Raw genomic sequence first — 25,338 nt, 5'->3', positions numbered from 1 at the left:
TCCGGGCGGCACGTAGGAGACCCACCAGCCGACCGCGTCGAGCAGCCGGGCGGAGGTCTCGGCGACCACGACCAGCTTGGCGAGGGTGTCGGCCGGGTGGACGGCCCGGGCGGCCGCGGCCTGGTCGAGCGCCGAGAGGACGGCGGTGAGCAGCTGACCGGGGTCGGCGCTGTGGGCGGCACCGCGGAAGCGCCGCCGGTCGCCCGTACCGGCCCGTCCGCCCGGCCCCCGGCGGCCGTCGGCGCGGTGCTGCGGGTCGGCCGCGTCGGCGAGCAGCACGGTGGGGTCGGGCGAGAAGCCCGGGCCGTGGCTGCGCCCGGCGACGACGGGGTGGGCGGCGCGGGCGGCCTTGGCCCGGTACTGGGCGGCGTCGGCGAGTCGGAAGAGCCGGTCGGGCGTGGTGACCGGGCCGATGGAGTCCCCGGTGGAGGCGACGCCGCAGGCGACCCCCTCGCCCTCGGACAGTGCCAGCGCCCGCGCGCACAGCTCCTCGGCGACGGCGACCACCTCGTCGGCCTTCTGACCCTCCACCAGCAGGCAGAACTCGTCGCCGCCGAGCCGGGCGGCGAGACTCCCGGGGAGTTTGGCGGCGGCGAGCGAGAGCTGGTGGGCGAACCGTTCCAGCAGCCGGTCGCCCATCTCGTGGCCGAGCTGGTCGTTGACCCGCTTCAGCCCGTTGACGTCGCAGACCACCAGCGACACCACGGTGTTGTCCCGGTTGTGCGCCTCCAGCGCGCTCTCCAGCCGGGCGTCGACCGCGCGGCGGTTGGCCAGGCCGGTGAGCGGGTCGGAGAAGGCGAGCTTGCGCAGGTCGGCGAGGCGTTCGGTCTGGGCGAGGCCGGCCGAGACCTGCGCGGCGAGCAGGGTCGCGTAGTCCGCGTCGGCCTGGGTGAACGCGGGCATCCCGGTCGACCGGGCGAGGTAGAGCTCGCCCCAGGCCTGCCCGTGCAGCACGATCGGCGCGACCACGCAGCAGGCGCGCCCGCGCCGGCGCAGCGCCGCGGCGCGTTCCTGGCAGTACGCGCCGGCGGTCGGGTGGGTGTGGCCGGTGTACGGTTCGTCGTTCTCCGCGGTCTGCAGCCAGGCGCGGGGCAGGCGCCCGGTGCTCCAGCGCTCCTCCAGGTAGGTCACGATCTCCGGGAAGTCCGCGACCGGGTACGACTCGTCCTCCGGCAGCTCCTCCTCACCGGGGGCGAGCTGCCCGTGGTTGACCAGGACCCGCAGGCGGCCGGATTCGCGGTCCCAGACGGAGACGGCCGCCATGGTGGCGCCGAGCGCCTCGGTGGCCCGGGCGGCGGCGGCCCGGACGGCCTCCAGCGGGGTGAGCGCACCGGCCATGTCCTGGGCGAGTTCGACCACCGCCTGCAGCCGCAGGTCGGGCAGCGCGTCGGAGCGCGGGCCATCGCAGTCGCAGCCGCGGTCCGTCATGATCGCCTCACTGCTCACCGGCTCGCCTCGCTCCCTGTGCTCGGTCCTGCCAGACCCCCGTAGCCGATCGCACCCGTCCGGCCGCTTGCACCAAGACTATGGCGATTTCGTCGGGTTATGCCCCGTTTGCCCGGACGGACCCGCCCGGCGACCGTACGGCTTTCAACCGTTCGGCCACGCGAGGGGCGCCCCGCGGGAACGCCGTGCCACGGAGGGCACCGGCTCCGGGAGTCCCTCCCCTCCCCGCCGCGGGCACCCGCCGGCTACTCCGCCTTCAGGTGCCGCGACAGCAGCCACGGCTCGACCAGCCCGAGGCCCCGGACCGGCCGCCGCCACATCGGCTGCAGGTGGAAGCGGGCCCCGTCGTCCGGCCCCGGCACCGGCAGACCGGAGGCCGGCATCCCGGCGGCCACCGACAGCGCCTCCGCCAGGCCCGGTCCCTCGGAGTCCGGCGGGGCGACGCTGCCGTTCTGCTCCAGCGCGGCGGCGAACTGCCCGTCGACCAGCACCGCGTCCTTGGGCGCGATCGAGGTGAGCCGGCTGGCCAGGTTCACGGTGGTGCCGAAGACGTCCCCCATCCGCTGGGTGACCGTCCCGAAGGCCATGCCGACCCGCAGCGCCGGGATGGTGTCGTCCTCGGCCAGCGCCTCGATCAGGCTCAGGGCGATCTCGCCGGCCGTCGCCGGGTCCTCGGAGACGTACAGGATCTCGTCGCCGAGGGTCTTGATCACCCGGCCGCCCTGCCCCGCGATCAGGTCGGAGCAGGTGTTCTCGAAGGTCTCGACCAGCTCGCCGAGCTCCTCCTCCTCCAGGCGCCGCGACAGCCGGGTGAAGCCGACCAGGTCCGCGAAGCCGACGGCGAGCCGGCCGCTGGTGATCTCGTGGTCCTCGGCGGCCTGCACCACCCGGCCGGTGACGGCGGCCAGCTGGCGCCGCCAGACGTACACCAGGAACTGCTCCAGCTCCGGCAGCAGCAGCTCGACCAGCGGGTAGGCCACGTCGGCGCGGGTCAGCCCGGGCTCGGCGGACTGGGTGAGGTTCTCCAGGAAGGTGTCCATCTGCCAGCCGGCCAGCCGGGCCGTGGTCTGGCCGGTGGAGCGGGCCACCTGGATCGCCATCGACTCGCTGAGCAGCCCGGACTCGACCAGGCCGGCGAGACGCCGCAGGGCGATCACGTCGCCGTCGGTGAGCGCCCGGGACTGCCCGATGTCGGGGAAGCCCATGGCCCGCCAGAAGCGGGTGGCCAGCTCCATCGGGACGTCGGCGGCGCGCGCGGCCTGGTACGGGGTGTAGCGGCGTGGCGCGTCCAGGATCAGGCGTTCCAGTTCGAGCGCGACCGTGGGGTCGTGGTTGCCCGCCGTACCGCCGCTGCCGTCCTCTGCCACCGGTTCGTCCCCGTGCGGTTGCCGCACTTGCCTCGTTTCCTACCTGTCCGGGCGCGCCGCCCGCCACCCGGGCGGACAGTGGCGCGCCTCACACCGCTGCCAGGTGGAATGTTCGCACGGAATCCCGTGATCCGGGGCATCCGCCCGGGTCAAGGGGTGGTGAAGACTGCCGTTCAGCGCGCTTCGGGGCGGACGTGGACGACGTCCCCCGCGCCGACCGCCCGGCGCACGCCGTCGGCCGTACGGACCACCAGGCGGCCGTCCCCGTCGATCGCCACCGCCTCGCCGACCAGTTCCCGGTCGCCCGGCAGATGGACCCTCACCTGGCGGCCGAGCGTGGTGCAGCGGTCCGCGTAGGCACGCATCAGGTCGCTCCCGTGCGGGTCCCCGGCGGCGGCCGTCCACTCGCCGTACAGCGTGGCGAACTCCCGCAGCAGCGCGCGCAGCAGGACGGAGCGGTCCGTGGTCCCGGCGCCCGCCAGCGCGAGCGAGGCGGCGGTGGGGACGGGCAGCTCCTCCTGGCGCAGCGACACGTTCAGCCCCATCCCGGTCACCACGGCGCCGCCGCTCAGCTCGGTGAGGATGCCGCCGAGCTTGCGCTCCGCGCCGTCGATGTCCACCTGGAGGTCGTTGGGCCACTTCAGTCCGACGTCGACCCCGGCCACCCGGCCGAGGGTGCTGGCCGCGGCCACCCCCACCAGGATCGGCAGCCAGCCGTACCGCTCGACCGGCACGCCCTCGGGGCGCAGCAGGAAGGACAGGAACAGCCCGGAGCGGGCGGGGGCGGTCCACTGCCGGTCCAGCCGGCCGCGCGCCGCGCTCTGCGCCTCGGCGACCAGCACCGCGCCCTGGGGGGCGCCGGCCCGGGCCCGCTCGGCGAGGTCGGTGTTGGTGGAGCCGGTCTCCGCGACGACGTCCAGCGAGGTCCAGAGCCCGCCCGGGACGAGCAGGTCCCGGCGCAGCGTGCCCTCGTCCAGCGGGGGCCGGTCCAGGTCGGTCCAGGGGGACGGTCCGGTCCGGCCGAAGCCGCGCAGGCCGCTGCGGCGGGGGGCGGCGGGGGTGTCCGGAGTGCCGGGGGCGTCTGACGCGTCGGGTGTGTCGGGTGCGGTCATGGTCAGCACACTAGGTCAGCGCACCAGGACGTGCCGGAGGCGCAGTCCGACCCATCGTCCCGCACAACGCGCGCCGACACACTGTGTCGATGGCCATAACGCCAGGACATGACGCATCGCCCTGCGCGCTGGCTACGCTACCCAACGGTAGTTCGCAGCGCCGCCCTGCCCTCAAGCGCGGGCCCCCGACTCCGGCCCGCGCGCAATCGAACAGGTCGCGGCCCAGGATCAGGGAGAGCCACCGGATGACCGAGGCGCCGTACGACCCCCACACCACCGCCGGCAAGCTCGCCGACCTGCGGCGCAGGCTGGACGAGGCGGTGCACTCCGGCTCGGCCAAGGCCGTGGAGAAGCAGCACGCCAAGGGCAAGCTGACCGCGCGTGAGCGGGTCGTCGAGCTGCTGGACGAGGACTCCTTCGTCGAGTTCGACGAGTTCGCCCGGCACCGCTCCACCAACTTCGGCCAGGAGCGGAACCGCCCGTACGGCGACGGTGTGGTGACGGGCTACGGCACCATCGACGGCCGTCAGGTCGCGGTCTTCGCCCAGGACTTCACCGTCTTCGGCGGCTCGCTGGGCGAGGTCTTCGGCGAGAAGATCGTCAAGGTGATGGACTTCGCGCTGAAGACCGGCTGCCCGGTCATCGGCATCAACGACTCCGGCGGCGCCCGGATCCAGGAGGGCGTGGTCTCGCTCGGCCTCTACGGCGAGATCTTCCGCCGCAACGTGCACGCCTCGGGCGTCATCCCGCAGATCTCGCTGATCATGGGCCCCTGCGCCGGCGGCGCGGTCTACTCCCCCGCGATCACCGACTTCGTGGTGATGGCCGACCAGACCTCGCACATGTTCATCACCGGCCCGGACGTGATCAAGACGGTGACCGGCGAGGACGTCGGCATGGAGGAGCTGGGCGGCGCCCGCACCCACAACACCAGGTCCGGCAACGCGCACTACCTGGCCACGGACGAGAAGGAGGCGATCGAGTACGTCAAGAGCCTGCTCTCGTACCTGCCCTCCAACAACCTGAGCGACCCGCCGTCCTACCCCGAGCAGGCGGACCTCACGGTCACCGCCGAGGACCTCGAACTCGACACCATCGTGCCGGACTCGGCGAACCAGCCGTACGACATGCACAAGGTGATCGAGCACGTCCTGGACGACGGCGAGTTCCTGGAGACCCAGCCGCTGTACGCGGGCAACATCATCACCGGCTTCGGCCGGGTCGAGGGCCACGCCGTCGGCATCGTCGGCAACCAGCCGATGGACCTGGCCGGCTGCCTGGACATCAACGCCAGCGAGAAGGCCGCCCGCTTCATCCGCACCTGCGACTCGTTCAACATCCCGGTGCTGACCTTCGTCGACGTGCCCGGCTTCCTGCCCGGCACCGAGCAGGAGTGGGACGGCATCATCCGCCGCGGCGCCAAGCTGATCTACGCCTACGCCGAGGCCACCGTCCCGCTGATCACCGTGATCACCCGCAAGGCCTTCGGCGGCGCGTACGACGTCATGGGCTCCAAGCACCTGGGCGCCGACCTCAACCTGGCCTGGCCGACCGCGCAGATCGCGGTGATGGGCGCCCAGGGCGCGGTCAACATCCTGCACCGCCGGGAGATCGCCGAGGCCGAGGCCGCCGGCACCGTCGAGGAGAAGCGCGCCGAGCTGATCGCCTCGTACGAGGACACCCTGCTGAACCCGTACCTGGCGGCCGAGCGCGGCTACGTCGACGCGGTGATCGCCCCGAGCGAGACCCGCCGGCACATCGTCCGGGGCCTGCGGGCGCTGCGCGGCAAGCGCGAGGTGCTGCCGCCCAAGAAGCACGGCAACATCCCCCTGTAGGCCCCTTCCCTGTCGGGAGAGAAAAAGCCATGTCCCCGATCCACGTGCTGCACGGGCAGCCGACCCCCGAGGAGCTCGCCACCGTCCTGGCGGTGGTCCAGGCCCGGGCCGCCGCCGCGCAGGCCGCCGCCGAGGCGGCGCGCCGGGCGGGCGTCGGCCCGGCCTCCCCCTGGAACGACCGCTCCCGCCTGCTCCGCCCCGCCCTCCACCCGGGCGTCAACGCCTGGCGGACGTCGGGCTGGGCGCGCTGAGTCGAGCGGCACGGCGCGGGACGTCGGCCCGACCGACGTCCCGCGCCGCCGTGCACCCGCTCGCCGCCGGAACGCCCGCGCTGCCCCCGGAACCTGAGTACGGATACTCAGGCGCCCCGGCCCCCGGCGGCGCACTCTGGACGGGTGCTCTGGTCAGACCCCCGCGATGAGCCCTCGCCCGAGGCCCGCCGCATGCAGGAACGGATGCAGCGGGCCGGCAAGGTACTCGCCGCCCTGGTGCTGGTGGGCGCCGTCCTGATCATGCTGTCCCGGTCGTTCACCTGAGCCGTTCACCCGAACGGCGGACCCCGGCAGCCCCTACCCTGGTGGGCATGACCGACCAGCGCCCCCTCGTCCTCGCCTCCGCCTCCCCCGCCCGCCTCGGACTGCTGCGCCAGGCGGGGCTCGACCCGCGCGTGGTGGTCAGCGGCGTCGACGAGGACGCGATCAGCGCCGCCACCCCCGCCGAACTCGCCCTCGTCCTCGCCGAGGCCAAGGCCAAGGCCGTCGCCGCCGGCCTCACCGGCGGCGAACTGGTGATCGGCTGCGACTCCGTCCTGGAGCTGGACGGCCAGGCCCTCGGCAAGCCCGCCGACGCCGCCGAGGCACTGGCCCGCTGGCAGTCGATGCGCGGCCGGGCCGGCGTGCTGCGCACCGGCCACTGCGTGATCGACACCGCGACCGGCCGCCAGTCCTCGGAGACCGCCTCCACCACCGTCCGCTTCGGCACCCCGGACGACGAGGAGGTCGCCGCCTACGTGGCCTCCGGTGAACCGCTGCACGTGGCCGGGGCGTTCACCCTGGACGGCCGGTCGGCCCCGTTCATCGACGGCATCGACGGCGACCCGGGCAACGTCATCGGCCTCTCCCTGCCGCTGCTGCGCCGCCTGCTCGCCGACCTGGACCTGCGGATCACCGATCTGTGGACCAGGTGACCTGCCCCCGCCCGGGCTCCCGCGGGCGCGTCGAACACGTCGCGCGGGCCCGGCGGGAACCGCCGGACACGCCCTAAGCTGAGCGGCGTTCGAACGGGGAGGGGACGCGGCGATGACGGACAGCGTGCTCAACGTGGGGCTCGGCCTGGTGGCCAGCGCCATCAGCGCGGCCCTGGGCTGGCTCGCCCAGGCCCTGCGGCGGCGCCGCAGGGTCGAGCGGATGCGGGCCTTCCTCGGGCTGCCGGCCGCCAGCGAGTGCCTGGTCGTGGTGCCCCGCAGCGTGGGGACGGGCTCGCACGCGCACACCGTGACCCGCCGGGACGCCTACGCCCTGATGTGGCTGGCGGGGCTGGTCGAGGAGTGCGGCGCCCGGGCCGAACTGGTCGCCCACGACGCCGCGCACCGCGGTCTGGGCCTCAAGACCGAGCTCTGCCTGGGCGGTCCGGTGAGCAACGAGCGGGTGGCCGCCCACCTGGCCTGGGGGCTGCCGGGCGTGCTGGTCACCTCCGGCCCCGGCCCGGGCAGCAACGTGATCGTGGTGGGCGAGCGCGACTTCCGCGCCGACCAGGACCAGGCGCACACCCTGCTGGCCCGGATCGCTACCCCCGAGGGCGGCCGCCCGGTCTTCCTGATAGCCGGCCAGACCGGCGTCGCCAACCAGGCCGGAGTGCGCTACCTCGTCTCCCACCACCGCGAACTCGCCCGCCGGTACGGCCGCGACGGGACGTTCGCGCTCGTCCTACGGGTGGTCAACCCGGCCGCGTACGGGCCGGACATGGTGGAGCTCGCCGCCGACGTGACGACCGAGGCCCAGCGGCGCCCCGCACCCGCCTCGACCGCGGTTTAAGCGGGCTGCGGGAGGGTGTGTCCCATGACACCGTCCCGCCACGCCGCCACCCGGTCACCCACCGTCGACCGGTCCGGCGGCAGCTCACCGGCCACCACCTGCGCGGTTGCCGACGGACGGTGATCAGCACCGGATTTCCCATCACCGAGCGTGTGGGATAGTTCACAACCTGGGGCTACTCGCCGGTACCGCCCAGGAATCCATAAACTCAACGAGGTTCAAGAAGGGAGCCACAGTGCGCAAGGTGCTCATCGCCAACCGCGGGGAAATCGCCGTCCGCGTCGCCCGGGCCTGCTCGGACGCCGGTATCGCCAGCGTCGCCGTCTACGCCGAGCCGGACCGGGATGCGCTGCACGTCCGCGCGGCCGACGAGGCTTACGCGCTGGGCGGTGACACCCCCGGCACCAGTTACCTGGACATCGCCAAGGTCCTCAAGGCCGCCGAGGACTCCGGCGCCGACGCCGTCCACCCCGGTTACGGGTTCCTGTCGGAGAACGCCGAGTTCGCCCAGGCCGTCCTGGACGCAGGGCTGACCTGGATCGGCCCGCCGCCGCAGGCGATCCGCGACCTCGGTGACAAGGTCACCGCCCGTCACGTCGCCCAGCGCGCCGGCGCCCCGCTGGTGGCCGGCACCCCCGACCCGGTCTCGGGCGCCGACGAGGTCGTCGCCTTCGCCCGGGAGCACGGCCTGCCGGTCGCCATCAAGGCGGCCTTCGGCGGCGGCGGACGCGGCCTCAAGGTCGCCCGCACGCTGGAGGAGATCCCGGAGCTGTACGACTCCGCGGTGCGCGAGGCGGTCGCCGCCTTCGGCCGCGGCGAGTGCTTCGTCGAGCGCTACCTGGACAACCCGCGGCACGTGGAGACCCAGTGCCTCGCCGACAAGCACGGCAACGTGGTGGTCGTCTCCACCCGTGACTGCTCGCTGCAGCGCCGGCACCAGAAGCTGGTCGAGGAGGCGCCCGCGCCGTTCCTGACCCCGGAGCAGAACGCCGAGCTGTACCGCGCGTCCAAGGCCATCCTGAAGGAGGCCGGCTACGAGGGCGCCGGGACCTGCGAGTTCCTGGTGGCGAAGGACGGCACGATCTCCTTCCTGGAGGTCAACACCCGTCTGCAGGTGGAGCACCCGGTCACCGAGGAGGTCACCGGGATCGACCTGGTCCGCGAGATGTTCCGGATCGCCGACGGCGAGGAGCTCGGCTACGGCGACCCGGAGATCCGCGGCCACTCCTTCGAGTTCCGCATCAACGGCGAGGACCCGGGCCGGAACTTCCTGCCCGCGCCCGGCACCGTGACGCTGTTCGCCCCACCGTCCGGCCCGGGCGTGCGCCTGGACTCCGGCGTCGAGAGCGGCTCGGTCATCGGCCCCGCCTGGGACTCGCTGCTGGCCAAGCTGATCGTCTCGGGCCGCGACCGCAAGCAGGCCCTGGAGCGGGCCCGCCGCGCGCTGAACGAGTTCAAGGTCGAGGGCATGGCCACCGCCATCCCGTTCCACCAGGCGGTCGTCACCGACCCGGCCTTCGCGCCCGAGGTGCACGGCAGCGACGAGCCGTTCAAGGTCTACACCCGCTGGATCGAGACCGAGTTCGACAACACCATCCCGCCGTTCGCCGGTGCCGCCGGCGAGGGCGAGGAGGCGGAGACCCGGGAGACCGTGGTCGTCGAGGTCGGCGGGAAGCGGATCGAGGTCTCGCTGCCGTCCTCGCTGGGCGTCGCGGCGGCCCCGGCGGCCGGTGCGGCGGGTGCCGCCAAGGCCAAGCGCCGGGCGGGCGCCAAGAAGGCCGGCTCGGCCGTCAGCGGCGACACCCTGGCCTCCCCGATGCAGGGCACCATCGTCAAGGTCGCCGTCGAGGAGGGCCAGGTCGTCGCCGAGGGCGAGCTGATCGTGGTCCTGGAGGCGATGAAGATGGAGCAGCCGCTGAACGCCCACAAGTCGGGCACCGTCGTCGGCCTCAAGGCCGAGGTGGGCGCGAGCGTCAGCAGCGGCGCCGCGCTGTGCGAGATCAAGGACTGACCGCAAGCACGGTCTGACCTCGGGCCACCGGCGGTCCGGATCCCCGGCCCCGGCACCGGCCCGGGTCACCGGTCCGGATCGCCGGCCCTGGCCGCGGCTCGAACCCTGCCGCGGCCGGGGCGGTCCGCAGGGGCCGCCGCGCGGTCCGTCAACCTCTCGACCGGTCCGTACGCCTTTCGGGGTGTGCGGACCGGTCCTGTTTCCCCACCGTACGGACGACGGGCTCAGCGCCCCCGCGGAAGGCCCAGCTCGGCCAGTCGGACCGGCATCCCGCCCGGCCCGGCCGGCCCTCCGTGGGTGCCGGGGCGGCGCTGTCCGGGCAGCGGAGCACCGCCGGGGCCCGGGGCGGGACGCCGGCCCATCGGGCCGGGCTGGGTCTGGTGGACGGGCCCGCTGCCGGTGCCGTGCACCGGGGCGTCCCCGGCGGGGGCTGCACCGAACGGCGCGAGGTCGATCTGGACCCCGCAGTCGGCCAGCGCGTCCAGCTCGCGGGCGGTGGCGTCGTCGGCGGTGGCCTGCTCGTCGGTGACCAGCCGGGTGATCATCTCGGTGGCGACGGTCTGGAACATGCTGTCCGCGCCGAGCTTGGTGTGGTCGGCGAGGACGATGACCTCGGCGGCCGACTGCACCAGTGCTCGGTCCACGCTCGCGGACAGCATGTTCGCGGTGGACAGTCCGCGCTCGGCGGTCAGCCCGCTGCCGGAGATGAAGGCCTTGGTGACCCGCAGCCCCTGCAGCGACTGCTCGGCGCCGCTGCCCACCAACGCGTAGTTGGAGCCGCGCAGGGTGCCGCCGGTCATCACCACCTCGACCCGGTTGGCGTGCGCCAGCGCCTGGGCGACCAGGAGCGAGTTGGTGACCACGGTCAGGCCCGGCACCCGGGCCAGCCGGCGGGCCAGCTCCTGGGTCGTGGTGCCGGCGCCGACGACCACGGCGTCGCCCTCCTCCACCAGTCCGGCGGCGAGGTCCGCGATGGCGCTCTTCTCCGCCGCGGACAGGTGGGTCTTCTGCGGGTAACCGGGTTCGCGGCTGAAGCCGCCGGGGAGCACCGCGCCGCCGTGCCGGCGGTCGAGGAGCCCTTCTGCCTCCAGGGCCCGCACGTCGCGGCGCACGGTCACTTCGGAGGTCTGGACGACGCGGGCCAACTCCCGGAGCGAGACCGCTCCGTTGGCGCGCACCATTTCGAGGATCAACTGGCGACGTTCTGCTGCAAACACAGAACCGACGGTAACCTGCGTGACCGTCTGCTTTCAGGCGTTTGCAGCTGGTAGCTGGAATTGCTCACCGAAGAGCGGCGCGTGACCGTACAATACGCGCCGTCAACAAACCGGGACTGCGCCCGCTGTCCGGGTGAGGGCTCCCGACGCGCGAAGGGCGGCCGCCGGTCGGCAGCCGCCCCCAACTTCGCGCCTCGGGCTCAGGATTCGCCGGCCGCCCGCTTGCGGATGTGCAGCTGCCGGGCGACCTCGGCGGTCGAACCGGACACGGACGGGTAGACGGTGAAGGCGCTGGCCACCTGTTCGACCGTCAGATTGGCGTCCACCGCGAGCGAGATCGGGTGGATCAGCTCGCTGGCCCGCGGGGCGACGACCACGCCGCCGACCACGATCCCGGTGCCCGGGCGGCAGAACAGCTTCACGAAGCCGTCCCGGATGCCCTGCATCTTCGCCCGCGGGTTGCCGCGCAGCGGCAGCTTGACCACGACGGCGTCCATCTTGCCGCACTCCACGTCGGCCGCGGTGTAACCGACGGTGGCGATCTCCGGGTCGGTGAAGACGTTGGAGGCCACGGTCTTGAGGTTCAGCGGCTGCACCGCGTCGCCGAGCGCGTGGTACATCGCGATCCGCCCCTGCATGGCCGCCACCGAGGCGAGCATGAACACCCCGGTGCAGTCGCCCGCCGCGTAGACGCCCGGGGCGCTGGTGCGGGAGACCCGGTCGACCTGGATCTGGCCCCAGTCGTTGAGCTTGACCCCGGCCTCCTCCAGGCCCATGTCGGCCGTGTTGGGGATCGAGCCGACCGCCATCAGGCAGTGGGTGCCCTCGATCACCGTGCCGTCGGAGAGGGTCACCTCGACCCGTTCGCCGATCCTCTTGACCGTCTCGGCGCGGGAACGGCCCATCACGTTCATGCCGCGGCGCCGGAAGACGTCCTCCAGCACCTCCGCGGCGTCCGGGTCCTCGCCCGGCAGCACCCGGTCGCGGCTGGACACCAGGGTGACCTTGGAGCCGAGCGCCTGGTAGGCACCGGCGAACTCGGCGCCGGTCACACCGGAGCCGACCACGATCAGCTCGCGGGGCAGCTCCTCCAGGTCGTACACCTGGGTCCAGGTGAGGATCCGCTCGCCGTCCGGCTGGGCGTCCGGCAGCTCGCGCGGGTGCGCGCCGGTGGCGATCAGCACGGCGTCGGCGCGCAGCGACTGGACGGTGCCGTCGGGACCGTCCACCAGCACCTCGCGGGAGCCGTCCACGGCCTGCCCGCCGGCGCCGAGCCGGCCGCGGCCGCGCAGCACGGTGACCCCGGCGCGGGTGACGGACTGGGTGATGTCGTGGGACTGCGCGATCGCCAGGCGCTTCACACGGCGGTTGACCTTGCCCAGGTCCACGCCGATGACCTTGGCGTCCTGGTCGGCGCCGTCCCGGGCTACGGTGATGCCCAGCTCCTCGTACGAGCTGTCGAAGGTGGTCATCACCTCCGCGGTCGCGATCAGGGTCTTCGACGGCACGCAGTCCGTGAGCACCGCCGATCCGCCCAGGCCGTCGCGGTCGACGACGGTCACCTCCGCGCCGAGCTGGGAGGCCACCAGGGCCGCCTCGTATCCGCCGGGTCCGCCACCGATGATCACGATCCGAGTCACGCTCACCATTGTCCCGCACGCCGGGGCCGCCGCCACAACGGGGTCCGGGCTCCGTACGAAGCCACACTGGACTCCGTGCGGACCGGCACTCGCCCCGGAGCGTGGGCCGACCGGGCTACGCTGGCCCCCATGCCCCTTTACGCCGCGTATGCCACCAACCTCGATGCCCGGCAGATGACCCGCCGAGCCCCGCACTCACCGCTGCGCGGCACCGGATGGCTGGACGGCTGGCGACTCACCTTCGGCGGCGAGCAGCTCGGCTGGGAGGGCTCGCTGGCCACCGTCGTCGAGGACGAGAAGGACCGGGTCTTCGTCTCGCTGTACGACATCGCCCCGATGGACGAGGAGGGGCTGGACCGCTGGGAGGGGGTCCAGCTCGGCATCTACCGCAAGATCAAGCTGCGCGCGCAGACGCTGGACGGCGACATCCCGGTCTGGACGTACGTGCTCAACGACTACGAGGGCGGCCTGCCGGCGGCCCGCTACCTGGGTCTGATCGCCGACGCCGCGGAGAGCGCCGGGGCTCCGGACGACTACGTGCTGGACCTGCGCCGCCGGCCCTGCTAGCGGCGACCGTCCCGGGCCGTGCCGATCCCGGCGTGCGGGGATCCCGGACCGTACCGATTCCGGTACGGACCGATTCCTGTACGGACCGATTCCTGTACGTACCGACAAGCCGGACGGCCCGGAAAGCGCCACCGAGCTGTGTTTTCGGGTCAACCGGGTAACGATCCGGCATGCCGCGGCGGATTTTCTACGCGCGTAGCCGAATCCCGTCTATCCTCGGATCCGTGAACGCTTCTCCTCAGTCGGTCGTCTCCGCCGACCCCTACGCCGCCGCCCAGGCCGCCGCCGAGCGCCTGCGCGAGCTGACCGGTGCCGAGCGGCACGACGTCGCCCTGGTGATGGGCTCCGGCTGGGTGCCGGCCGCCGACGCCCTGGGCGAGACCGTGGCCGAGTTCCCGGTCACCGAGCTCCCGGGCTTCCCCGCCCCCGCCGTCGCCGGCCACGCCGGCAAGATCCGCTCGGTGAAGATCGGCGACAAGCGCGCCCTGATCTTCCTCGGCCGCAACCACTACTACGAGGGCCACGGCGTGGCCACCGTCGTCCACGGCGTGCGCACCGCCGCCGCGGCCGGCTGCGCCACCATCGTGCTGACCAACGGCTGCGGCGGCCTGCGCCAGGGCTGGACCCCGGGCCAGCCGGTCCTGATCAGCGACCACATCAACCTGACCGGGGACTCCCCGATCGTGGGCGCCAACTTCGTCGACCTCACCGACCTGTACTCCAAGCGCCTGCGCGCGCTCTGCCGCGAGGTCGACCCGAGCCTGGACGAGGCCGTCTACGTCCAGTTCCGCGGCCCGCACTACGAGACCCCGGCCGAGGTCAACATGGCCCGGGTGATCGGCGGCGAGCTGGTCGGCATGTCCACCACCCTGGAGGCCATCGCCGCCCGCGAGGCCGGCTCCGAGGTGCTCGGCATCTCCCTGGTCACCAACCTGGCCGCCGGCATGACCGGCGAGCCGCTCAACCACGAAGAGGTGCTGGAGGCCGGCAAGGCCTCCGCCGAGCGCATGGGCGAGCTGCTGGCGAAGGTCCTGGAGCGGATCTGACGCCTCCCGGGCGCAGAATCATGAGTGACGGGGCCCACGGCCGGCGTGATCCGACGATCGCGCCCTCCGGCGGGCCCCGTCCGCATGTGCACACCTCTTCCCGTCTTGCGCGGAACCCTCAGGCCGACACACCGACGCACTTCCCGATGGAGCTGGCAACATGACGCAGGCACCCACCACCGATCTCCTCGCCCGGGCCCGGACCTGGCTGGCCGAGGACCCCGACCCGCAGACCCGCGAGGAACTGACCGCCCTGCTGGCCCGGGCCGAGGCTCCGGAGGCCGAGGAGGACGGCGCGCTCGCCTGGTCCGAGCTCGCCGAGCGCTTCGCCGACCGCCTGCAGTTCGGCACCGCCGGACTCCGGGGCGAACTCGGCGCCGGCCCGATGAGGATGAACCGCGCCGTGGTGATCCGGGCCGCGGCCGGCCTGGTCGCGTACGTCAAGAAGGAGAACCTGGGCGACCTGGTCGTCATCGGCTACGACGCCCGGCACAAGTCGTACGACTTCGCCCGCGACACCGCCGCCGTGGTGGTCGCGGCCGGCCTGCGCGCCGCCCTGCTGCCGCGCCCGCTGCCCACCCCGGTGCTCGCCTTCGCCGTCCGCCACCTCGGCGCCGCCGCCGGCGTGACCGTCACCGCCAGCCACAACCCGCCGCAGGACAACGGCTACAAGGTCTACCTGGGCGACGGCTCGCAGATCGTCCCGCCGGCCGACGCCGGGATCGCCGCCGAGATCGACGCGATCGGCTCGCTGGACGACGTCCCCCGCGCCGAGGACGGCTGGGAGGTGCTCGGCGAGGACGTCGTCGAGGCCTACCTGACCCGCGCCGTCTCCATCGTCGACGCCCACAGCCCGCGCGAGCTGGACGTGGTCTACACCCCGATGCACGGCGTCGGCCGCGACACCCTGCTCGCCGCCTTCCGCCGGGCGGGCTTCCCGGCGCCCACGGTGGTCGCCGAGCAGGCCGAGCCCGACCCGGAGTTCCCGACCGTGGCCTTCCCGAATCCGGAGGAGCCGGGGGCGATGGACCTCGCCTTCCGCACCGCCGCCGCGGTCGGCCCGGACATCGTGATCGCCAACGACCCGGACGCGGACCGCTGCGCGGTGGCCGTCCCCCTGCACGGCAACGCGGCCGGCAGCGGCAACGGCACCGCCGGGTGGCGCATGCTGCGCGGCGACGAGGTCGGCGCCCTGCTCGGCTCCGCCCTGGTCGCCAAGAAGGTCGAGGGCACCTTCGCCACCACCATCGTCTCGGCCACCCTGCTCGGCCGGATCGCCGAGGCCGCGGGCCTGGGCTACGCCGAGACCCTGACCGGCTTCAAGTGGATCTCCCGGGCCGAGGGCCTGCGCTACGGCTACGAGGAGGCGCTCGGCTACTGCGTCGACCCGCAGGGCGTCCGGGACAAGGACGGCATCACCGCCGCCCTGCTGGTCGCCGAACTCGCCGCGACCCTCAAGCAGTCCGGCCGCACCCTGACCGACCTGCTGGACGACCTGGCGCTGGAGCACGGCCTGCACGCCACCGACCAGCTCTCCGTGCGGGTCCAGGACCTCTCGCTGATCGCCGACGCCATGCGCCGGCTGCGCGAGCACCCGCCGACCGTCCTGGCGGGCCTGACCGTCACCCGCGCCGACGACCTCTCGGCCGGCTCCGCGGAGCTGCCGCCGACCGACGGCCTGCGCTACTACCTGTCCGGCGAGTCCGTCCGCTCGGCCCGCATCGTGGTCCGTCCCTCCGGCACCGAGCCCAAGCTCAAGTGCTACCTGGAGGTCGTCCTCCCGGTCGACTCGGCGGCCGACCTGGCCGCCGCCCGCGGCCGGGCCGCCGACCTCCTGGACGCCGTCAAGCGGGACCTGGCCCGGGCCGCGGGCATCTGACCCGTCCGAGCCCCCGCGATCGGGAAAGGGCCCGCCGGTTCGCACCGGCGGGCCCTTCCGTACGCGTTCCCCGGGTCAGGCCAGGATCACCGCGACCAGGGCGACGAGGCCGAGCAGCGTGGGGGCGATGATCCACCAGCACCAGCGGACCACCACGGGGCCCGCGGCGGCGGGCCGGCCGGCGTTGCGCTCGGCCATCTCCTGGAGGACGTCGGTGACCTGGTCGGACCAGGCGCGGGTCGGGTCCGGCGAGCCCTGGACGACGGGGTTGCTCTGGCGGCCGAAGACCATGCCCATCCGGGAGGCGTGCTCGGAGGCCTCGGCGGTCCGGACGCGGTTGGCGCGCTTGCGCTGGCGCAGCGAGACCGGGACGGCCCACACCTGGTACTTCCTGCCGCCGGCGAGGAGCTCGACGGAGTAGCCCGCGCGCAGGGCGTCGACCGAGGCCCAAGGGGCGCTGATCGTCCGCCACGGGTTGCGGACCAGCAGGCGGCCGGCGTCGGCCCGCACCACCGGCCGCAGCGTGTAGGCGATCACCGGGAGGGCGAACACCGGTACGGCCGCGAGGGCGACGTACGGGGTCTTCCCGGTGCCGGTCGCCACGGCGTCGCCGATCAGCCAGGCGGCGATGGCCAGCAGGAACACGCCGGAGATGACGCCGGGGACGGAGCGGTACACGCGGTCCGCGTACTCGGGTTCCCCGTCGGGAGCGGCCGAGCCCGGGTGGGGCTTGCCGTCGGATTCGGTCATGGCGTCGATTCTGCCCCATGCCCCCTCGCCGACAGGTCTCGGTCCGGCCACGAATGGCTGGCACCCTAGCGGTCGGCTACGCGCGTAGATATGCTGGTCTGGTGACTATGTCCACTGTTGCAGCCAATGCCCTCGGCGTTGCGGGCAGCGGCCTCGCGGACGTTGCGGCGTCCGAGGCCTCGCTCCGCCGCTTCCTGCACGGCCTGCCCGGCGTCGACCAGGTCGGCCTGGAGGCGCGTGCCGCCACCCTCGGTACCCGCTCGATCAAGACCACGGCGAAGGCCAACGCCATCGACCTGGCGATCTCCATGATCGACCTCACCACGCTCGAGGGCGCGGACACGGTCGGCAAGGTTCGCGCCCTGTGCGCGAAGGGCAGGACCCCCGACCCGACCGACCCGACCACCCCGCGCGTCGCCGCCATCTGTGTCTACCCGGACATGGTCGCCACCGCGAAGGACGCCCTGAAGGGCACCGACATCCAGGTCGCCTCGGTGGCCACCGCCTTCCCGGCCGGCCGCGCCGCCCTCCCGGTCAAGCTCGCCGACACCGCCGACGCGGTGGCCGCGGGCGCCGACGAGATCGACATGGTGATCGACCGCGGTGCCTTCCTCTCCGGCCGCTACCTCGACGTCTTCCACGAGATCGTCGCCGTCAAGGAGGCGTGCAAGCGCGCCGACGGCAGCTCCGCCCACCTCAAGGTGATCTTCGAGACCGGCGAGCTGCAGACGTACGACAACGTCCGCCGCGTCTCCTGGCTGGCGATGCTCGCCGGTGCCGACTTCATCAAGACCTCCACCGGCAAGGTCGCCGTCAACGCGACCCCGCCGGTCACCCTGCTGATGCTGGAGGCGGTCCGCGACTTCCGCGCGCAGACCGGCGTCCAGGTCGGCGTGAAGCCCGCCGGCGGCATCAAGACCACCAAGGACGCCATGAAGTACCTGGTGATGGTCAACGAGACCCTCGGCGACGACTGGCTGACCCCGCACTGGTTCCGCTTCGGCGCCTCCAGCCTGCTGAACGACCTGCTGATGCAGCGCCAGAAGCTCACCACCGGACGCTACTCCGGCCCCGACTACGTGACGGTGGACTGATCACCATGGCCAAGAAGAAGAACATCGAGGAGCCCGTGCGCACGACCGGCCTCTTCGAGTACGCCCCGGCCCCCGAGTCCCCCGCCGCCGCGGGCGACATCGCCACCTCCTACGGCCACTTCATCGGCGGCGAGTTCGTCGACTCCTCCGGCAGCGAGGCCCTGAAGACGGTCAACCCGGCCACCGAGCAGGTGCTCGCCGAGTTCGCCCAGGGCACCGACGAGGACGTGGACCGCGCCGTCGCCGCCGCCCGGGCGGCCTTCGCCGACTGGTCGGCGCTGCCCGGCAGCGAGCGCGCCAAGTACCTGTTCCGGATCGCCCGGATCATCCAGGAGCGCAGCCGCGAGCTGGCCGTGCTGGAGTCGATCGACAACGGCAAGCCGATCCGCGAGACCCGCGACGTCGACCTTCCGCTGGTCGCCGCGCACTTCTTCTACTACGCGGGCTGGGCCGACAAGCTCGACTACGCGGGCTACGGCCCCAACCCGAAGCCGCTGGGCGTGGCCGGCCAGGTCATCCCGTGGAACTTCCCGCTGCTGATGCTGGCGTGGAAGATCGCGCCCGCCCTGGCGACCGGCAACACGGTCGTCCTGAAGCCCGCCGAGACCACCCCGCTGACCGCGCTGCGCTTCGCCGAGATCTGCCGCCAGGCCGGCCTGCCGAAGGGCGTGGTCAACATCGTCACCGGTGACGGCCGCACCGGCGCCGCGCTGACGGCCCACCCGGACGTCAACAAGGTCGCCTTCACCGGCTCCACCCCGGTCGGCCGGGCGATCGCCAAGCAGCTGGCCGGCACCCGCAAGAAGCTGTCGCTGGAGCTGGGCGGCAAGGCCGCCAACATCGTCTTCGACGACGCGCCGATCGACCAGGCGGTCGAGGGCATCGTCAACGGCATCTTCTTCAACCAGGGCCACGTCTGCTGCGCGGGCTCGCGCCTGCTGGTCCAGGAGTCCGTCCAGGACGAGCTGCTGGACGCCCTGAAGCGCCGGATGGGCACCCTGCGGGTCGGCGACCCGCTGGACAAGAACACCGACATCGGCGCCATCAACTCCGCCGAGCAGCTGGCCCGGATCACCGCGCTGACCGAGGCCGGCGAGGCCGAGGGCGCCGAGCGCTGGTCCCCGGCCTGCGAACTCCCGGGCACCGGCTTCTGGTTCAAGCCGACCCTGTTCACCGGCGTCAGCCAGGCCCACCGGATCGCCCAGGAGGAGATCTTCGGCCCGGTGCTGTCCGTGCTGACCTTCCGCACCCCCGAAGAGGCGGTCGCCAAGGCCAACAACACGCCGTACGGCCTCTCCGCCGGCATCTGGACGGAGAAGGGCTCGCGCATCCTCTGGATGGCCAACAGGCTCAAGGCCGGCGTGGTCTGGGCCAACACCTTCAACAAGTTCGACCCGACCTCGCCGTTCGGCGGCTACAAGGAGTCGGGCTACGGCCGCGAGGGTGGCCGTCACGGTCTGGAGGCCTACCTCGATGTCTGATGTCGCGACGCGTCTTGACGCCCCTGGACGCATCCAGGTCTTCAAGACCTACAAGCTGTACGTCGGCGGGAAGTTCCCGCGCTCCGAGAGCGGGCGGGTGTACGAGGTGACTGACTCGAAGGGCGAGTGGCTCGCCAACGCCCCGCTGGGCACCCGCAAGGACGCCCGCGACGCCGTCGTGGCCGCCCGCGCGGCGGTCAAGGGCTGGGCCGGCACCACCGCCTACAACCGCGGCCAGGTGCTGTACCGGGTGGCGGAGATGCTGCAGGGCCGGCGCGAGCAGTTCGCCGCCGAGGTGGCCGTCTCCGAGGGCGTCGGCCCCAAGAAGGCCGCCGCGCTGGTGGACGCGGCGATCGACCGCTGGGTCTGGTACGCGGGCTGGACGGACAAGGTCGCCCAGATCGCGGGCGGCGCCAACCCGGTGGCCGGCCCGTACTTCAACCTGTCCACCCCGGAGCCGACCGGCGTGGTCGGGATCGTCGCCCCGCAGGCCGGGTACGGGCACTCGCTGCTCGGCCTGGTCTCGGTGATCGCCCCGGCGATCGCCACCGGCAACACGGTCGTGGTCGCGGCCGCCGCGGACGCCCCGCTGCCCGCGCTGTCGCTGGGCGAGGTGCTGGCCACCTCCGACGTCCCGGGCGGCGTGGTCAACATCATCTCGGGCAGGACCGCGGACATCGCGCCCACCCTCGCCTCGCACCAGGACGTCAACGCGCTGGACCTCACCGGGGCCATCGCCTCCGACGGCCCCGGCGCGGCGGCCGCCCTGGAGGCCGCCGCCGCGGATACCCTGAAGCGGGTGGTCCGTCCGGAGCTGGACCCGTTCGCCCAGGACTGGACGCATGCGCCCGGTACCGACCGGCTACTCTCCTTCCTGGAGACGAAGACGGTCTGGCACCCGATGGGGATCTGACCCCCCGTCACCGATCGGCGACAACTCCACAGACTGGCCGTCCTCAGTGCCCTCACCCCCCCCAGGGCCCCGGACGGTCATTGGACGGACCCGCGCCTCTCCCCCCTGGCGCGGGTCCGTCGGCGTTCCGGCGGCCTTCGCCGGTGTCACGGCCGGCTTCCGGCCGGCCCAGTGCCCCGAACGATCAAACGCACACCGGTTTCGGCAACCGGCCGCCATGCGTCAGACTGGTGTCCCGTGAGCGACTCCCCCATGAACCCCGCCCCGCCGGCCCGTGCCCGGGTGATCCTGCTCTCCGGACCCTCCGGATCGGGGAAGTCCTCGCTCGCCGAGCGCAGCGGACTGCCGGTGCTCCAGCTGGACGACTTCTACAAGGACGGGGACGACCCGACCCTGCCCCGGCTGCCCGACGGCGCCGTGGACTGGGACTCCCCGCTCGCCTGGCACCGGGACCAGGCCGTCGCCGCGATCCGCGCGCTGTACGAGCACGGGCGCACGGACGTGCCCGTGTACTCGATCCCGCACAACGGGCGGATCGACACCCGGGCCCTCGACCTCGGCGGGGCGGCCGCGTTCATCGCGGAGGGCATCTTCGCCGCCGAGATCGTCGCGGAGTGCGCCGCCGAGGGCCTGCTGGGCGACGCCCTGTGCCTGCGCAACGGCGCGCTCACCACGGCCTGGCGCCGGCTGCGCCGGGACGTCCGCGAGGGCCGCAAGTCGCTGCCGGTGCTGCTGCGCCGGGGCTACCGGCTGATGCGGGCCGAGCGCTCCATCGTCGGGCGGCAGGTCTCGCTGGGCTCGTACCCGTGCGCCGGGCCGGAGGCCGAGCGGCGGGTCCGCGCGGCGGCCGGGCGGCGCGAGCTCTCCACCGTCTGACCCCGGGACCGGCCCCCCCGAGCGGGCCGGGCGGGTCGAACGCCCCCGGCGACGACGACGGACCCGGTGCGTCTCCCCCGCACCGGGTCCGTCGCCTTCCCGAACGGCTCTCGGCTCCCCACGGGCACCCGCTCCCCCGAGTCGGTGCCCCCCGAACCGCAACCGTCCGCTACCCGTCCCCCGACGGGAGTCCTCCGTGGGCGCTACGCGACCAGCTCGCCGAACGCCCGGGCGGTGTCGCCCGACTTGTTCAGGTGCTCGTCGTCGCGCAGCCGGCGCAGCGCGCGCCAGATGCTGCTCTTGACCGTGCCGACGCTGATCCCCAGCACGTCGGCGATCTCCGGGTCGGTCTTGCCCTCGTAGTACCGCAGCACCAGCATGGTCCGCTGGTTCTCCGGCAGCTTGGCCAGCGCCTGCCAGAGCACGGCGCGCAGCTCGGTGCCGCCCATCGCGTCGGTGTCGCCGGCCGTCTCCGGCAGCTCCTCGGTCGGGTACTCGTTGACCTTGCGGCGCCGCCAGGCGGAGATGTGCAGGTTGGTCATGGTGCGGCGGAGGTACCCGCCGACCGCGGCCTTGTCGGTGATCCGCCCCCAGGCCCGGTAGGTGCTGAAGAGCGCGCTCTGCAGCAGGTCCTCGGCCTCGTAGCGGTCACCGGTGAGGTGGTACGCCGTGGCGTACAGGGAGGCACGGCGCTCGCGCACGTACGCGGTGAACTCCGTGATGTGGTCCTCCGCGACGGCCGGGTGCTCCCCCTGCGCGCCTCCCTGTCCCGCCTCGGTGGTGCGGGCCGGTGCGGGGTTCAGCCGCAGCAGCGTCGCACCGGCGGCCTCGCGACCGGCCGGTTCCCCCGAACCGACCGTCCGCAGGCCGTTGTTCCCCCCGGCCCCCCTGGTCCCCCCCGGGGTGTCCGTGCCCTCGACGCGGACGGGGAGGATGCCCCGCAGCGTGAGGGTGGTGGCGGGGTCGGCCGCACTCCCCAGTCGGCCGATCCCGTACAGCTCCCCCGTCCTGCCGCCGCCGCTCACCCGGCGGGCGACAGGGTTACCACCGGTGCTGTGCGCGCACCCCCGTACGGTCACGGCACCGGAGTTCTCGTCGGTCCTGACCTCGTACCGGGTCCGATGGGCGGTCGCTGAGGAACGCGCGGTGCGGAGAGCCGGGTTGGTCCGGGTCTGAAGCGTGGCGTTCATCGTGCGCCCCCTGGGTCGGTACGAGCGGTTCCTGTGGCCGCCCTCCAGCCGGCCCTTGCGGCCCGCTGTCCTGCGGCGACAGGGAAAATCCTGCCCGGCGGTTGTGATGGCGCTGTCCGCCGACTGTCACAGGGGTGTCACAGGGGTGGGCCTTTCGTCCCGGTCCGGCTCCCTCCGTACCGGACGCCGGCGGCCGGGCTTCCGGTTCCCGTGCGCCCGGTGACCGGTCCGGGGGGTGATTCGGCGCTCCGGGTGGGCCAAAATGGGGCCGTGCCATTCCTCCTTCTGATCGAGGACGACGACGCCATCCGGACCGGCCTCGAACTCGCCCTCACCCGCCAGGGCCACCGCGTGGCCACCGCCGCTTCCGGTGAGGACGGTCTGAGGCTCTTCAAGGAGCAGCGGCCCGACCTGATCGTGCTCGACGTCATGCTGCCCGGCATCGACGGCTTCGAGGTGTGCCGCCGGATCCGGCGCACCGACCAGCTGCCGATCATCCTGCTCACCGCGCGCTCGGACGACATCGACGTGGTGGTGGGCCTGGAGTCCGGCGCGGACGACTACGTCGTGAAGCCGGTGCAGCCGCGCGTCCTGGACGCCCGGATCCGGGCCGTGCTGCGCCGCGGCGAGCGGGAGAGCTCGGACTCCTCCGCGTACGGCAGCGTGGTGATCGACCGGGCCGCGATGACCGTCACCAAGGACGGGCAGGACCTCCAGCTCACCCCGACCGAACTGCGGCTGCTGCTGGAGCTCAGCCGGCGGCCCGGCCAGGCGCTCTCCCGCCAGCAGCTGCTGCGGCTGGTCTGGGAGCACGACTACCTCGGCGACTCGCGGCTGGTGGACGCCTGCGTGCAGCGGCTGCGGGCGAAGGTCGAGGACGTGCCGTCCGCGCCGACGCTGATCCGCACCGTGCGCGGCGTCGGCTACCGACTGGACCCGCCGGCAGCCTGAGCGCCCACCTCCGGCATTCTGAACTCCCGTACGACGACAGGCTCTTGTGACTGACCATCAGCAGACTGCCCGGCGGTTCTCCGCGGGCCGGTGGCGGAAGCTGCGCTCCCTGCGGGTGCGGCTGATCGCGGTGTTCGCGGCGGTGGCGCTGCTCGCCGCCGTCTCGGCCTCCGGCATCGCGTACTGGCTCAACCGCGACGCCGTGCTCAAGCGCGCCCAGGACACGGCGCTGAACGACTTCCGGGTCTCGCTCAGCCGCAACGTCTCCGCGCTGCCGCTGAACGCCAGTTGCCCGGACCTCGCCGCGCTGGCGTCCAACGTGGCGAGCTCCGGGCTGAGTTACGACGTGGTGGTGGTCGACTCGGCCCATCCGGAGTGCCCGGCCTCCTCGGACCCGACGCACTACACGCTGGCGGACGTGCCGGCGGCGCTGCAGTCCACCGTGGCCAAGCCGCGCGAGGTCAGCGAGACCAACCCGTACCCGTACCACCTGTACTGGCAGCGGCAGAACCTGGAGGGCCGCCCGTTCCTGATCGGCGGCACCAAGGTGGTGCCGAACGGGCCGACGGCGTACGTGTTCAAGTCGCTGGAGAACGAGCGGGCCGACCTCAACACGCTGAGCTGGTCGCTGGCCATCGCGACCCTGCTCGCGCTGATCGGCTCGGCGCTGCTCGCCCAGGCCGCCTCGGCGACGGTGCTGCGTCCGGTCAAGCGGCTCGGCGACGCCGCCCGGCGCCTCGGCCAGGGACACCTGGACACCCGGCTCGAGGTCGAGGGCTCGGACGAACTCGCCGACCTGGCCCGCACGTTCAACCGGGCCGCGGAGTCGCTGCACGAGCAGGTCGAGGAGCTGAGCGCGCGCGAGGCGCAGAGCCGGCGGTTCGTCGCCGACATGTCGCACGAGCTGCGCACCCCGCTCACCGCGATGACCGCGGTGACGGACATCCTGGAGGACGAGGCCGAGTCGCTGGACCCGATGATCGAGCCGGCCGTGCGGCTCGTGGTGAGCGAGACCCGCCGGCTGTCCGACCTGGTGGAGAACCTGATGGAGGTGACCAGGTTCGACGCCGGCACCGCCAAGCTGGTCGCCGACGAGGTGGACATCGCCGACCTGATCATGTCCTGCATCGACGGCCGGGCCTGGTACGACGCGGTCGAACTGGACGCCCCGCGCGGCATCCTGGCCGTGGTCGACCCGCGCCGGCTGGACGTGGTCTTCGCCAACCTGATCGGCAACGCCCTCAAGCACGGCGGTTCGCCGGTGCGGGTCAAGGTCCGGCAGACCGAGGACTCGGTCGTGGTCGAGGTCTCCGACAGCGGCCCCGGCATCCCGGAGGACGTGCTGCCGCTGGTCTTCGACCGCTTCTACAAGGCCGACCGGGGGCGGGCCCGCTCGGAGGGCAGCGGCCTGGGGCTGTCCATCGCGATGGCCAACGCCCGGATCCACGGGGGGACGATCACGGCGGCGAACGGGGAGGTCGGCGCGGTGTTCACCCTGACGCTGCCGCTGACCCCGCCGCCCCCGCCGTCCGCGGGCGAGGCCGAGGGAGGCCCCGCCGGCGACGCCGCCGAGCACAAGGACGCCACGTGACCGCCCCCACCCGTACCCCCGCGCGCCGCGCCGCCGGCGTGCTGCTCCTGCTCGCGCTCGCCTCTGGCTGCGGCATCCGGCCGACCGCCGTGCCGGTCGACGCCGGCGCGCCCGCCAGCCGGACCGCCTGCCCGGCCACCCCGCACGTGCCGACCGCCCTGGCCACCCCGTCCGGCCCGGCGGCCACCGCCACCCCGGCCCGCGGCACGGCCACCAGGACGAGCGCGAGCCCGAGCCCCTCACCCACCCCGGTGCCGCCGAGCTCGCCGCCGCCGGACAACGTGTTCAGCGCGGTACCGACGGCCTCCCCCTGCAAGTGAGAGGGCCGCGCGAAGGAGC

General features: G+C 73.4%; 22 protein-coding genes and 1 pseudogene. 16 read left to right on the top strand and 7 right to left on the bottom strand.

Features of this window, described 5'->3' with window-relative positions; genetic code table 11:
• Positions 1-312: 312 nt before the first annotated feature.
• The 3 genes and pseudogenes from ACGF07_RS18450 to ACGF07_RS18440 form a co-directional block, all read right to left on the bottom strand.
• Positions 313-1,428 (bottom strand): annotated as a pseudogene (locus tag ACGF07_RS18450) (diguanylate cyclase domain-containing protein); the annotation flags it as partial.
• Positions 1,429-1,691: 263 nt separating this feature from the next.
• Positions 1,692-2,840, bottom strand: a complete 1,149-nt coding sequence (locus ACGF07_RS18445; RefSeq protein ID WP_392899874.1) for an adenylate/guanylate cyclase domain-containing protein — start codon at positions 2,838-2,840, stop codon at positions 1,692-1,694.
• 146 nt (positions 2,841-2,986) lie between these two features.
• Complete coding sequence (locus tag ACGF07_RS18440; RefSeq protein ID WP_392899871.1) at positions 2,987-3,925, bottom strand: biotin--[acetyl-CoA-carboxylase] ligase; 939 nt, start codon at positions 3,923-3,925, stop codon at positions 2,987-2,989.
• Between the two features lie 245 nt (positions 3,926-4,170).
• On the opposite strand from ACGF07_RS18440, the gene ACGF07_RS18435 reads away from it, so the two are divergent.
• From ACGF07_RS18435 to ACGF07_RS18410, 6 genes are all read left to right on the top strand, one after another.
• Positions 4,171-5,760 carry an acyl-CoA carboxylase subunit beta gene (locus tag ACGF07_RS18435; protein ID WP_350743846.1) on the top strand — a complete coding sequence of 530 codons (1,590 nt, stop codon included), beginning with the start codon at positions 4,171-4,173 and terminating at the stop codon, positions 5,758-5,760.
• Between the two features lie 29 nt (positions 5,761-5,789).
• The gene (locus ACGF07_RS18430; RefSeq protein ID WP_350743847.1) at positions 5,790-6,011 is read left to right on the top strand and encodes an acyl-CoA carboxylase subunit epsilon; all 222 of its coding nucleotides are present in this window, start codon (positions 5,790-5,792) and stop codon (positions 6,009-6,011) included.
• Between the two features lie 144 nt (positions 6,012-6,155).
• Entirely contained in the window at positions 6,156-6,296 is a 141-nt protein-coding gene (mmpB, locus tag ACGF07_RS18425; protein WP_392899869.1) for a morphogenic membrane protein MmpB, read from the top strand.
• A 47-nt stretch (positions 6,297-6,343) separates the two neighbouring features.
• A complete protein-coding gene (locus tag ACGF07_RS18420) occupies positions 6,344-6,946 on the top strand; it encodes a nucleoside triphosphate pyrophosphatase (RefSeq protein ID WP_392899867.1) in 603 nt (200 codons plus the stop codon).
• A gap of 112 nt (positions 6,947-7,058) precedes the next feature.
• Complete coding sequence (locus tag ACGF07_RS18415; protein WP_392899864.1) at positions 7,059-7,793, top strand: hypothetical protein; 735 nt, start codon at positions 7,059-7,061, stop codon at positions 7,791-7,793.
• A 235-nt stretch (positions 7,794-8,028) separates the two neighbouring features.
• Complete coding sequence (locus ACGF07_RS18410; protein ID WP_392899861.1) at positions 8,029-9,804, top strand: acetyl/propionyl/methylcrotonyl-CoA carboxylase subunit alpha; 1,776 nt, start codon at positions 8,029-8,031, stop codon at positions 9,802-9,804.
• Between the two features lie 224 nt (positions 9,805-10,028).
• Here the strand turns inward: ACGF07_RS18410 and ACGF07_RS18405 are convergent, their stop codons facing one another.
• Both ACGF07_RS18405 and ACGF07_RS18400 read right to left on the bottom strand, forming a co-directional pair.
• On the bottom strand, positions 10,029-10,985 hold the full coding sequence (locus ACGF07_RS18405; protein WP_350736028.1) for a DeoR/GlpR family DNA-binding transcription regulator: 957 nt from the start codon (positions 10,983-10,985) through the stop codon (positions 10,029-10,031).
• 236 nt (positions 10,986-11,221) lie between these two features.
• Positions 11,222-12,670: an NAD(P)H-quinone dehydrogenase gene (locus ACGF07_RS18400; RefSeq protein ID WP_350735988.1), complete on the bottom strand. Its 1,449-nt coding sequence runs from the start codon at positions 12,668-12,670 to the stop codon at positions 11,222-11,224.
• 120 nt (positions 12,671-12,790) lie between these two features.
• Between ACGF07_RS18400 and ACGF07_RS18395 the strand changes: the two genes are divergently transcribed.
• The 3 genes from ACGF07_RS18395 to ACGF07_RS18385 all read left to right on the top strand — a co-directional run bounded on the left by ACGF07_RS18395 (position 12,791) and on the right by ACGF07_RS18385 (position 16,153).
• Positions 12,791-13,228, top strand: a complete 438-nt coding sequence (locus ACGF07_RS18395; protein WP_350735985.1) for a gamma-glutamylcyclotransferase — start codon at positions 12,791-12,793, stop codon at positions 13,226-13,228.
• Positions 13,229-13,452: 224 nt separating this feature from the next.
• Positions 13,453-14,274 (top strand): purine-nucleoside phosphorylase, encoded by an 822-nt coding sequence (locus tag ACGF07_RS18390; protein WP_392899858.1) that lies wholly within the window; start codon positions 13,453-13,455, stop codon positions 14,272-14,274.
• A 160-nt stretch (positions 14,275-14,434) separates the two neighbouring features.
• On the top strand, positions 14,435-16,153 hold the full coding sequence (locus ACGF07_RS18385) for a phospho-sugar mutase (RefSeq protein ID WP_392899855.1): 1,719 nt from the start codon (positions 14,435-14,437) through the stop codon (positions 16,151-16,153).
• A gap of 75 nt (positions 16,154-16,228) precedes the next feature.
• Here the strand turns inward: ACGF07_RS18385 and ACGF07_RS18380 are convergent, their stop codons facing one another.
• Positions 16,229-16,903: a PH domain-containing protein gene (locus tag ACGF07_RS18380; RefSeq protein WP_350735977.1), complete on the bottom strand. Its 675-nt coding sequence runs from the start codon at positions 16,901-16,903 to the stop codon at positions 16,229-16,231.
• Between the two features lie 107 nt (positions 16,904-17,010).
• On the opposite strand from ACGF07_RS18380, the gene deoC reads away from it, so the two are divergent.
• From deoC to ACGF07_RS18360, 4 genes are all read left to right on the top strand, one after another.
• Positions 17,011-17,997: a deoxyribose-phosphate aldolase gene (gene deoC / locus ACGF07_RS18375; RefSeq protein ID WP_350735974.1), complete on the top strand. Its 987-nt coding sequence runs from the start codon at positions 17,011-17,013 to the stop codon at positions 17,995-17,997.
• Between the two features lie 5 nt (positions 17,998-18,002).
• Positions 18,003-19,478, top strand: a complete 1,476-nt coding sequence (locus tag ACGF07_RS18370; RefSeq protein ID WP_392899852.1) for an aldehyde dehydrogenase family protein — start codon at positions 18,003-18,005, stop codon at positions 19,476-19,478.
• On the top strand, positions 19,471-20,391 hold the full coding sequence (locus ACGF07_RS18365) for an aldehyde dehydrogenase family protein (protein ID WP_392899849.1): 921 nt from the start codon (positions 19,471-19,473) through the stop codon (positions 20,389-20,391). The genes ACGF07_RS18370 and ACGF07_RS18365 overlap by 8 nt, the downstream gene beginning before the upstream one ends.
• Before the next feature lie 237 nt (positions 20,392-20,628).
• Positions 20,629-21,267: an ATP-binding protein gene (locus ACGF07_RS18360; protein WP_392899846.1), complete on the top strand. Its 639-nt coding sequence runs from the start codon at positions 20,629-20,631 to the stop codon at positions 21,265-21,267.
• Between the two features lie 203 nt (positions 21,268-21,470).
• Here ACGF07_RS18360 and ACGF07_RS18355 read toward each other — a convergent pair whose 3' ends face one another.
• Entirely contained in the window at positions 21,471-22,457 is a 987-nt protein-coding gene (locus tag ACGF07_RS18355) for a SigE family RNA polymerase sigma factor (protein WP_392899843.1), read from the bottom strand.
• A gap of 270 nt (positions 22,458-22,727) precedes the next feature.
• Here ACGF07_RS18355 and ACGF07_RS18350 point away from each other — a divergent pair, with 270 nt between their 5' ends.
• From ACGF07_RS18350 to ACGF07_RS18340, 3 genes are read left to right on the top strand one after another with little or no spacing between them, the layout of a single operon-like run.
• On the top strand, positions 22,728-23,408 hold the full coding sequence (locus tag ACGF07_RS18350; protein WP_196948246.1) for a response regulator transcription factor: 681 nt from the start codon (positions 22,728-22,730) through the stop codon (positions 23,406-23,408).
• Positions 23,409-23,454: 46 nt separating this feature from the next.
• Positions 23,455-24,999 (top strand): HAMP domain-containing sensor histidine kinase, encoded by a 1,545-nt coding sequence (locus ACGF07_RS18345; RefSeq protein ID WP_350735965.1) that lies wholly within the window; start codon positions 23,455-23,457, stop codon positions 24,997-24,999.
• Complete coding sequence (locus ACGF07_RS18340) at positions 24,996-25,319, top strand: hypothetical protein (RefSeq protein ID WP_392899841.1); 324 nt, start codon at positions 24,996-24,998, stop codon at positions 25,317-25,319. The genes ACGF07_RS18345 and ACGF07_RS18340 overlap by 4 nt, the downstream gene beginning before the upstream one ends.
• Positions 25,320-25,338 lie beyond the last annotated feature (19 nt).

The sequence above is a fragment of the Kitasatospora sp. NPDC048194 genome, assembly GCF_043202455.1.
Classification (GTDB): domain Bacteria; phylum Actinomycetota; class Actinomycetes; order Streptomycetales; family Streptomycetaceae; genus Kitasatospora.
This window is presented reverse-complemented; position numbering and strand designations above follow the sequence as displayed.

Bases quoted from the DNA above. Each gene is read 5' to 3' on its own strand.
- ACGF07_RS18380 (WP_350735977.1), bottom strand. From the start codon at position 16,903: ATGACCGAATCCGACGGCAAGCCCCACCCGGGCTCGGCCGCTCCCGAC.
- ACGF07_RS18400 (WP_350735988.1), bottom strand. From the start codon at position 12,670: ATGGTGAGCGTGACTCGGATCGTGATCATCGGTGGCGGACCCGGCGGA.
- ACGF07_RS18440 (WP_392899871.1), bottom strand. From the start codon at position 3,925: ATGACCGCACCCGACACACCCGACGCGTCAGACGCCCCCGGCACTCCG.
- ACGF07_RS18355 (WP_392899843.1), bottom strand. From the start codon at position 22,457: ATGAACGCCACGCTTCAGACCCGGACCAACCCGGCTCTCCGCACCGCG.
- ACGF07_RS18415 (WP_392899864.1), top strand. From the start codon at position 7,059: ATGACGGACAGCGTGCTCAACGTGGGGCTCGGCCTGGTGGCCAGCGCC.
- ACGF07_RS18365 (WP_392899849.1), top strand. From the start codon at position 19,471: ATGTCTGATGTCGCGACGCGTCTTGACGCCCCTGGACGCATCCAGGTC.
- ACGF07_RS18420 (WP_392899867.1), top strand. From the start codon at position 6,344: ATGACCGACCAGCGCCCCCTCGTCCTCGCCTCCGCCTCCCCCGCCCGC.
- ACGF07_RS18370 (WP_392899852.1), top strand. From the start codon at position 18,003: ATGGCCAAGAAGAAGAACATCGAGGAGCCCGTGCGCACGACCGGCCTC.
- ACGF07_RS18385 (WP_392899855.1), top strand. From the start codon at position 14,435: ATGACGCAGGCACCCACCACCGATCTCCTCGCCCGGGCCCGGACCTGG.
- ACGF07_RS18435 (WP_350743846.1), top strand. From the start codon at position 4,171: ATGACCGAGGCGCCGTACGACCCCCACACCACCGCCGGCAAGCTCGCC.
- deoC (WP_350735974.1), top strand. From the start codon at position 17,011: ATGTCCACTGTTGCAGCCAATGCCCTCGGCGTTGCGGGCAGCGGCCTC.
- ACGF07_RS18405 (WP_350736028.1), bottom strand. From the start codon at position 10,985: ATGGTGCGCGCCAACGGAGCGGTCTCGCTCCGGGAGTTGGCCCGCGTC.
- ACGF07_RS18395 (WP_350735985.1), top strand. From the start codon at position 12,791: ATGCCCCTTTACGCCGCGTATGCCACCAACCTCGATGCCCGGCAGATG.
- ACGF07_RS18430 (WP_350743847.1), top strand. From the start codon at position 5,790: ATGTCCCCGATCCACGTGCTGCACGGGCAGCCGACCCCCGAGGAGCTC.